Below are 8,344 nucleotides of genomic sequence, written 5' to 3'. Positions count from 1 at the left end.
GTGCGCGGGCGAAGCCCACACGTTGGCGCATGCCCCCGGACAGCTCGCGGGGGTAGGCGTTTTCGAACCCGTCGAGGCCGATCAGGTCGATCGCCGCCAGGGCGCGTTTGCGCGCGGCCTTGCGCTCGACCTGCAACGCTTGCAGGCCGGCCTCGACGTTTTCCAGCACCGTCAGCCACGGGAACAGCGCGAAGGTCTGAAACACCATCGCCACTCCTTCGGCCGGGCCGTCGAGCGGTTTGCCGTTGTACAGGACTTCGCCCGACGAAGGTTCGATCAGCCCGGCGATGATCCGCAGCAAGGTCGACTTGCCCGAGCCGGAGCGGCCGAGCATGCCGACGATCTCGCCCTCGCGCAGGGTCAGATCGACGCCGCTGAGCACCTGCAGTTCTTCCTTGCCTTTGCCAAACACCCGGTTCACATCGCTGAGCGAATAGATTTCAGGGCTGGCGGCGGTTGGTTCGGTATAGGTATTCATCACAGCGAATCCCATCAATTGAGGCGAAGTTTGTTTTCGGCCACGGCGTACATCGGCCGCCAGACCAGGCGGTTGAAGGCCACGACGAAGATCGCCATCACCACCACGCCCAAGGTGATTTTCGGAAAGTCCCCGGCGGCGGTGGTCTGGGCGATGTACGCCCCGAGGCCGTGAGCAACGACTTTGTCCTGCCCCCAGGAGACGAATTCGGAAACGATGCTGGCGTTCCACGCGCCGCCCGAGGCGGTAATGGCGCCGGTCACGTAGTAGGGGAAAATCCCTGGCAGCATGACCTTGCGCCACCACAACCAGCCGCGAATGCGGAAGTTGGTCGCGGCTTCCTTGTAGTCATTGGGGAAGGCGCTGGCCCCGGCGATCACGTTGAACAGGATGTACCACTGCGTGCCGAGCACGATCAGCGGGCTGAGCCAGATGTCCGGGTTCAACTGGTAGCGCAGGATGACGATGACGAACACCGGGAACAGCAGGTTCGCCGGGAATGCCGCAAGGAATTGCGCCAGTGGCTGGATCTTTTCCGCCAGCGCCGGGCGCAGGCCGATCATCACCCCCAGCGGCACCCAGATCAGCGAGGCGATGAAGATCAGCCCGGCCACCCGCAGCAGGGTGAAGCACCCCAGCAGCAATACGTGGCCAACCTCGCCGAGGGTCACTTCGGTGCCGACATACAGCACGATGTGGTACAGCGCGTAAGCGGTGAGCAGCGCGATCAGCGTGCCCCAGACCCCGTCGATCAGCTTCGACGTCGCCGGGTTGTCCGAGGCGATGGCCTGGCGCGCCGCGCGCGGCAGGTTCAAACGCATGTTGCCGAGCCGGCTGATGACGCGACTGAACGGGCGCAGCAGGCGCTGGATCAAGCGGGTGCGCTGGATCAGGTTCAGCACCCATGACTCTGGCGCGGCGGTCTGCGAAGCGGTGTTCTCCATGCGGAACTTGTCGGCCCAGGCCACCAGCGGGCGGAACAGGAACTGGTCGTAGATGAGGATGACCACGATCATGGTCAGGATCACGTAACCCACCGCGTGCAGGTTCTGTTGCGCAATGGCCAAGGCCAGGTACGAACCGATTCCCGGCAGGGTGATGGTCTGGTCGCCGACGGTGATCGCTTCCGACGCCACCACGAAGAACCAGCCGCCGGACATGCTCATCATCATGTTCCAGATCAATCCGGGCATGGCGAACGGCACGTCGAGCTTCCAGAACTTTTGCCAGCCGGACAGTTGCAGGTTGGTCGACACCTCCACCAAGTCGCGCGGCAGCATGCGCAGCGACTGGTAGAAGCTGAAGGTCATGTTCCACGCCTGACTGGTGAAAATGGCAAAGATCGCGGCGAACTCGGCGCCCAGGACCCGGCCGGGAAACAGCAGCAGAAAGAACGTCACGGTGAACGAGATGTAACCCAGCACCGGCACCGATTGCAGGATGTCCAGCACCGGCACCAGCAGCTTTTCCGCGCGGCGGCTTTTGGCTGCCAATGTGCCGTAGAGCAAGGTGAAGATCAGTGCCGCGACCATCGCCGCGAGCATGCGCAGGGTGGTGCGCATCGCATATTCAGGCAGGTTGCCCGGGTCGAGAGAAATCACCTCGCTCTGCAAGGTGGCGATTGGCGCCCAGGTTTCCCGGGCGGTAATCGAGAAAAACAGCAGGAAGCCGACCACCAGCGGCAGGGCGATCAAATCCCAGCGATTGGGCAGCAGGCGTCTGGCCGTGGCCGGGATGTAGTGACGGAACACTTTCTTCATAAGCTGTGATTCCAGCGGTTTCCGAGTGGGGCGTGGCAGTCTGAGCGTAGCTTTTGTCTGCACGACCCACCGAGAATGAGCGGACGCTCGTTCTTCAGGTTCAAGTGGGAAGTGAATGTTGCAGGCCTGTTGAATTCGACAGGCCGGGAGGGCAGGCGCATCGGGTGTTTAACCCGGATGCGCTGCTTGCGCGGATTGTATTGTTTGAGATGTTACAAAGACGTAAAGAACGCGTCGGTTTTGGGTGAAGAAATTTTCATCCACGCAAGCTCGACCGTTCAGGCGAAACGCAGGATCACCCGACGATTGTGCTGGCTTTTCTTCTCGATTTTTTCGCAATAGACCTCGCCGATTTCCCGGGTGTTGAGCACGTGGGTGCCGCCACAGGGCTGCAGGTCGATGCCTGCCACCTCAATCACCCGCAGATCGCCCTGGATCGCCGCTGGCCGGGTGGTCTTGCTGCCGATCCTTGCCAGCAGCGCAGGATATTCCGCGGCCGGCAGGCTCAGGACGTTGACCGCGCATGCCTGTTCGATCAGCGCGTTGAGATCGTGGGTGATGCGGTCCTTGTCGAGGGTCATGTCCGGCAGGTCGAAATCCAGCCGGCCCTTGTCGGCGCTGATGCTGCAACCGGTGACCGGCGCATTGATCAGCGCGCCCAGCAGATGCAGGCAAGTGTGCATTTTCATGTGCTGGTAACGCCGCTGCCAGTCGAGGCTGGCGTTGAGCTGGGTGCCGACGCCAAGGTGCGGCGGACATTGCGCCACCTGATGCCAGATGATCGACGGCAGCGCCGGGTCGCGCAGGGTGCCGGTGACATCAATCCGGGTACCGTCCGCGAGGCTGAAGTGGCCGCTGTCTCCCGGCTGCCCGCCACCGCTGGGATAGAACAGCGTATGTTCGAGCACCACAGCTTGATCGACCACGGCAATCACGCGTGCGCTGAAATCGCGCCGATAAGGTTCTGCGTTAAACAGGCTCAGGGTTTCCAGGGTGTGGACCGACATTTGAACCTCCGATGTTCAATGATGGGGGGCGGATCAGCGTTTAAGCGGCAGCTTGGTGATCGCGAAACCGGCGAGCAGGATTGCCGAGTACAGCATCAGGTCCCGGGAGATCGGCGTGCCTTCGTACCAGGCGCCGATGAGCAGGGCGAACACCGGGAAGATGATGAAGACGAACGACAGCAGCACCGGGCTCAGGCGTTTGAGCAGGATGAAATACACGATAAAGCCGCCTACCGACGCCACCAGTCCGAGGTAGAGCAGGGCGCCCCAGGAGCGTGCGCTGATGTCCTTGAAGACCGGTGTTTCCAGGTTTAATCCGACAATCAATAACATCAGTCCGGCGATGCCGATCGGCAGAGTGTTGTAGGTGATCACGCTGATTGCGCTGCCGTGTTGCTTGGTCACCACGTAGCACAGCGCATGCAGGATCGCCGCACACAGAATCGCCAGTACGCCGAGCCATTCCGCTTGATCCAGATGCAGGCCCTGGCTGCGAATGATCATGTACAGGCTGGCGAAACCGATGGCGATACCGAGCATTTGTGTCGGGAGGATTTTCTCGCGCAGGAACAGCGAGGAAAACACCAGGATAAACACCGGCATGCAGCTGAACAGCAGCGCGGTCAGGCCCGATGAAACATGCAACTCGCCGTAGTTGAGCAAGTAGTACGGCAGGCTGAAATACGACAGCGTGACGAACAGGAAAAACCAGCGGCTTTGCCGTGGGAACAGCAGCGGCTCCTTGCGCAACACGGCAAAGCTCAGGAACAGCGGAAAGGCAATCAGAAAACGCAGGCCAGCAGCCGTCAGCGGCGGCACACTTTCCACGGCAATCTTGATCCCCAGCCAGGTGGTACCCCAGCTCAGGCAGACGATCAGAAACAGCGTGCAGGTGAACAATCCGGCGAGCCAGGGTTTGCTCGCATTCAACGGCGTGCTGATGACAGTCGACATGCATTGTGCTCCGCAGCAGAGGAATTGACCTCGTGGGTGAAAAGGGCTATCCCTGATTGCACCTGTTTTCAGCACGCTATTCGGGGCGACAATGACTGTCAAAATAAGTATTGCCACGGTGTCAATCCTGCGTGACGGTCTCGCCAATGGCGTCGGCGTGAAGTACAAGCGGCTGGCGGATGCGGTGGAACGCGCCCTAGCCGAAGGCGTGATCGCCGCCGGCGCGAAATTGCCGCCGCACAGGCTGTTGGCTGACAGCCTGGGTGTGACCATCGGCACCATCAGTCGCGCTTATGGCGAGCTGGAGCGGGTCGGGCGGGTGGTGGCGCGTGTCGGCGATGGCACTTACGTGCGTGAGCGCGGCCTGGAGCGTTTGCGGGACAAGGGGTTTCGCAATGTCAGCGAAGAGCCGCGGGCCTGCTTCGACATGAGTCGGAATCAGCCAATTCCCGGGCAGGAAAGCGCGTTCATGAGCCTGACGCTGCAGGCGTTGGCCAACGATTCGCACAGCTTGCAGCAGTTGACCGGGTACACCGCCGAAAGCGGCCTGCCCCGACATCGGCAGGCGGGGGCGTACTGGCTGAGTCATGGGGCATTTCAGGCGGATGCCAATCAGGTGCTGTGTGTCAACGGTGGTCAGCACGGACTGCTGTGCGCTTTGATGGGCTTGCTCAAGGCCGGTGACACCGTGGTCACCGAGCATCTTTCCTACCCGGGGTTGATCAGCGTCGCACGCCAACTCGGGATCAAACTGATCGGTGTCGCCATGGATGCCGAAGGCTTGTTGCCGTCAGCGCTGGAGGACGTCTGCCGACAGCATCGGGTGTCGGCGTTGTATTGCACACCTACCATCCAGAATCCTACGGCGGCGGTGATGTCGGTGCCACGGCGCGAAGCCATTGCCGAAATCTGCCGGCAACACAATCTGCTGATTTTCGAGGACGAGGCGCATGCGCTGCTGGATCGCCAGCGACCGTTGCCCCTGAGTGCGTTTGCCGCAGAACGCTCGGTGCTGATCGGGAGCCTGAGCAAAGTAGTTTCGGCCGGGCTGCGTGTCGGTTACCTGCACGCGCCGCACGCGTTGCTCGGGCGATTGAATTCAGCCATTCGCGGGACGTGCTGGATGGCCAATCCGTTGGCAATGGAAGTGGCCTGCCGCTGGATCGAAAGCGGCATTGCCACCCAACTGCTCAACGAACAAATCAGTGAAATCGGCCGGCGCAAGGCGTTGGTCAGCCCCGCACTGACCGACCTGGTGTACCGGACTCACATCCACAGCCCGCATTTCTGGATTGAAGTGCCTGAGGCATGGCGCGCGTCGCAGATTGCGGCGGAACTGAAGGAGAACAGTTATTTGGTGTCCACCGCCGAGGCGTTTGCCGTCGGGCATGCCGCGGTGCCGCAGTTTATTCGGGCGAGTGTGTGCAATTCGGTGGGGGATGATCGGTTGTTGCTCGGCGGGTTCGAGGCCCTGGCCAGGGCATTGACCGAGACCGTGTAATCGTTCATCGCGGGCAAGCCCGCTCCCGCAGGGTTTTGGGCGCCTGCAGGTTTTGTATTCACAACAAAGCCCTGGGGGAGCGTGGCTTGCCCGCGATGGCGTCTTGTCAGACACGGCAAAACTACTTGAAGCGCCGCTCCACACCTTTCTCCACCAGAATCTTCGCCGAAATCTCTTCCACCGAAAAATGCGTGGAGTTGATGTGCGGAATGTTTTCGCGGCGGAACAGGTTTTCCACTTCGCGCACTTCGAATTCGCACTGGGCGTAGCTCGAATAGCGGCTGTTGGGCTTGCGCTCGTTGCGGATTGCGGTGAGGCGATCCGGGTCGATGGTCAGGCCGAACAGCTTGTGCTGGTGGGCGCGCAGCGCGGACGGCAGGGTCAGGCGCTCCATGTCGTCTTCGGTCAGCGGATAGTTGGCGGCGCGGATGCCGAATTGCATCGCCATGTACAGGCACGTCGGCGTCTTACCACAACGCGACACGCCCACTAGTATCAGGTCGGCCTTGTCGTAATAGTGGGTACGCGCGCCGTCGTCATTGTCGAGGGCAAAGTTCACCGCCTCGATGCGCTCCATGTAATTGGAGTTGTGCCCGATCGAATGGGACTTGCCGACGGTGTAGGACGAATGCTCGGTCAGTTCCTGTTCGAGCGGGGCGAGGAAGGTCGAGAAAATGTCGATCATGAAACCATTGGAGGTCGCGAGAATCTCACGAATGTCCTGATTGACGATGGTGTCGAAGATAATCGGCCGAAAGCCGTCGGTTTCAGCGGCTTTGTTGATTTGTTGTACCATGGCCCGCGCTTTGTCCGCGTTGTCGATATACGGCCGCGTGAGCTTGGTGAAGGTAATGTTTTCGAACTGCGCCAGAAGGCTTTGACCCAGGGTTTCGGCGGTGATGCCGGTGCCATCGGAGATAAAGAAAGCAGATCGTTTCATTTGCACCTTGGGCCTTAAGCTAGTCATCAATCTTGGATATGATAGGCGCGATTTGTCGGCCGCCATTGGCCCGCATTCTCACTTATTTTCCAGGTCCAGGCCATACAACCGGCCAACGCTCCCCCGAGCTGCCGGTTTCTGAGCTTTTCCAACACAGTTAGTGGAGAGATCACCTTGGTAGAGTACGTAGTTTCCCTCGATAAGCTCGGCAAACACGATGTTGAGCATGTGGGGGGCAAGAACGCATCCCTGGGCGAGATGATCAGCAACCTGGCGGGTGCCGGTGTGTCGGTCCCCGGCGGCTTTGCCACCACCGCGCAGGCCTATCGCGACTTTCTCGAACTGAGCGGCCTCAACGATCAGATCCACAAGGCTCTCGACGCCCTGGACGTCGACGATGTCAATGCGCTGGCCAAGACCGGCGCGCAGATCCGCCAATGGATCATGGACGCCGAATTCCCTGAAAAACTGAACACCGAGATCCGCACCGCATTCGCCGCGCTGTCGGCCGGTAACCCTGACGTGGCCGTGGCCGTGCGTTCTTCCGCCACCGCCGAAGACTTGCCGGATGCCTCGTTTGCCGGTCAGCAGGAAACCTTCCTGAACATCCGTGGCGTGGAAAACGTTATCCGCGCTGCCAAAGAGGTGTTCGCTTCGCTGTTCAACGACCGTGCGATTTCCTACCGCGTGCACCAGGGCTTCGACCACAAACTGGTCGCCCTGTCGGCTGGCGTGCAGCGCATGGTGCGTTCGGAAACCGGCACTGCCGGCGTGATGTTCACCCTCGATACCGAATCCGGTTTCCGTGATGTGGTGTTCATCACCGGCGCCTACGGCCTGGGCGAAACCGTTGTACAAGGCGCGGTGAACCCGGACGAATTCTACGTGCACAAGGGCACGCTGGAGGCCGGTCGTCCGGCGATCCTGCGGCGCAACCTGGGCAGCAAGGCGATCAAGATGATCTACGGCGACGAGGCCAAGGCCGGTCGTTCGGTCAAGACCGTCGATGTCGACAAGGCCGAGCGCGCGCGTTTCTGTCTGAGCGACGCTGAAGTCAGCGAGCTGGCCAAGCAAGCGATGATCATCGAGAAGCACTATGGCTGCCCGATGGACATCGAGTGGGCCAAGGACGGTGACGACGGCAAGCTGTACATCGTGCAGGCCCGTCCGGAAACCGTGAAGAGCCGCACCCAGGCCAACGTCATGGAACGTTACCTGTTGAAAGAAACCGGCACCGTGCTGGTCGAAGGTCGTGCGATTGGCCAGCGCATCGGCGCCGGCAAAGTGCGCATCATCAAGGACGTGTCCGAGATGGACAAAGTCCAGCCGGGCGACGTCCTCGTGTCCGACATGACCGACCCGGATTGGGAACCGGTGATGAAACGCGCCAGCGCCATCGTCACCAACCGCGGCGGTCGTACCTGCCACGCAGCGATCATCGCTCGCGAGCTGGGCATTCCGGCAGTGGTCGGTTGCGGTAACGCCACCCAACTGCTGAAGGATGGCCAGGGCGTGACCGTGTCCTGCGCTGAAGGCGACACCGGTTATATCTTCGAAGGCGAACTGGGCTTCGACATCAAGAAGAACTCCGTCGACGCCATGCCAGAGCTGCCGTTCAAGATCATGATGAACGTCGGCAACCCGGACCGCGCCTTCGACTTCGCGCAGCTGCCGAACGCCGGTGTCGGCCTGGCCCGTCTGGAA

7 protein-coding genes are annotated in these 8,344 nt (G+C 61.0%); 2 read left to right on the top strand and 5 right to left on the bottom strand.

Features of this window, described 5'->3' with window-relative positions:
• The 4 genes from DBR24_RS33580 to DBR24_RS24485 all read right to left on the bottom strand — a co-directional run.
• Positions 1–478: ABC transporter ATP-binding protein (locus tag DBR24_RS33580; RefSeq protein WP_256591796.1), on the bottom strand; the 478-nt coding region annotated here is incomplete at its 3' end.
• A gap of 14 nt (positions 479–492) precedes the next feature.
• Positions 493–2,238 (bottom strand): ABC transporter permease subunit, encoded by a 1,746-nt coding sequence (locus DBR24_RS24495; RefSeq protein WP_128616027.1) that lies wholly within the window; start codon positions 2,236–2,238, stop codon positions 493–495.
• Positions 2,239–2,516: 278 nt separating this feature from the next.
• Positions 2,517–3,245, bottom strand: a complete 729-nt coding sequence (locus DBR24_RS24490) for an alanyl-tRNA editing protein (RefSeq protein ID WP_128616026.1) — start codon at positions 3,243–3,245, stop codon at positions 2,517–2,519.
• A gap of 33 nt (positions 3,246–3,278) precedes the next feature.
• On the bottom strand, positions 3,279–4,199 hold the full coding sequence (locus DBR24_RS24485; protein WP_128616025.1) for a DMT family transporter: 921 nt from the start codon (positions 4,197–4,199) through the stop codon (positions 3,279–3,281).
• 91 nt (positions 4,200–4,290) lie between these two features.
• Between DBR24_RS24485 and DBR24_RS24480 the strand changes: the two genes are divergently transcribed.
• Positions 4,291–5,700: a PLP-dependent aminotransferase family protein gene (locus DBR24_RS24480; RefSeq protein WP_128616024.1), complete on the top strand. Its 1,410-nt coding sequence runs from the start codon at positions 4,291–4,293 to the stop codon at positions 5,698–5,700.
• 121 nt (positions 5,701–5,821) lie between these two features.
• Here the strand turns inward: DBR24_RS24480 and DBR24_RS24475 are convergent, their stop codons facing one another.
• A complete protein-coding gene (locus DBR24_RS24475) occupies positions 5,822–6,640 on the bottom strand; it encodes a pyruvate, water dikinase regulatory protein (protein ID WP_123463647.1) in 819 nt (272 codons plus the stop codon).
• Positions 6,641–6,814: 174 nt separating this feature from the next.
• Here DBR24_RS24475 and ppsA point away from each other — a divergent pair.
• The coding region (gene ppsA, locus DBR24_RS24470; RefSeq protein ID WP_256591795.1) for a phosphoenolpyruvate synthase at positions 6,815–8,344 on the top strand (1,530 nt) is incomplete at its 3' end.

The sequence above is a fragment of the Pseudomonas sp. HMWF006 genome, assembly GCF_003061205.1.
Classification (GTDB): domain Bacteria; phylum Pseudomonadota; class Gammaproteobacteria; order Pseudomonadales; family Pseudomonadaceae; genus Aquipseudomonas; species Aquipseudomonas monsensis.
This window is presented reverse-complemented; position numbering and strand designations above follow the sequence as displayed.

Coding starts and splice junctions, on each gene's coding strand:
- DBR24_RS24490 (WP_128616026.1), bottom strand. CDS start 3,245: ATGTCGGTCCACACCCTGGAAACCCTGAGCCTGTTTAACGCAGAACCT.
- DBR24_RS24495 (WP_128616027.1), bottom strand. CDS start 2,238: ATGAAGAAAGTGTTCCGTCACTACATCCCGGCCACGGCCAGACGCCTG.
- DBR24_RS24480 (WP_128616024.1), top strand. CDS start 4,291: ATGACTGTCAAAATAAGTATTGCCACGGTGTCAATCCTGCGTGACGGT.
- DBR24_RS24475 (WP_123463647.1), bottom strand. CDS start 6,640: ATGAAACGATCTGCTTTCTTTATCTCCGATGGCACCGGCATCACCGCC.
- DBR24_RS24485 (WP_128616025.1), bottom strand. CDS start 4,199: ATGTCGACTGTCATCAGCACGCCGTTGAATGCGAGCAAACCCTGGCTC.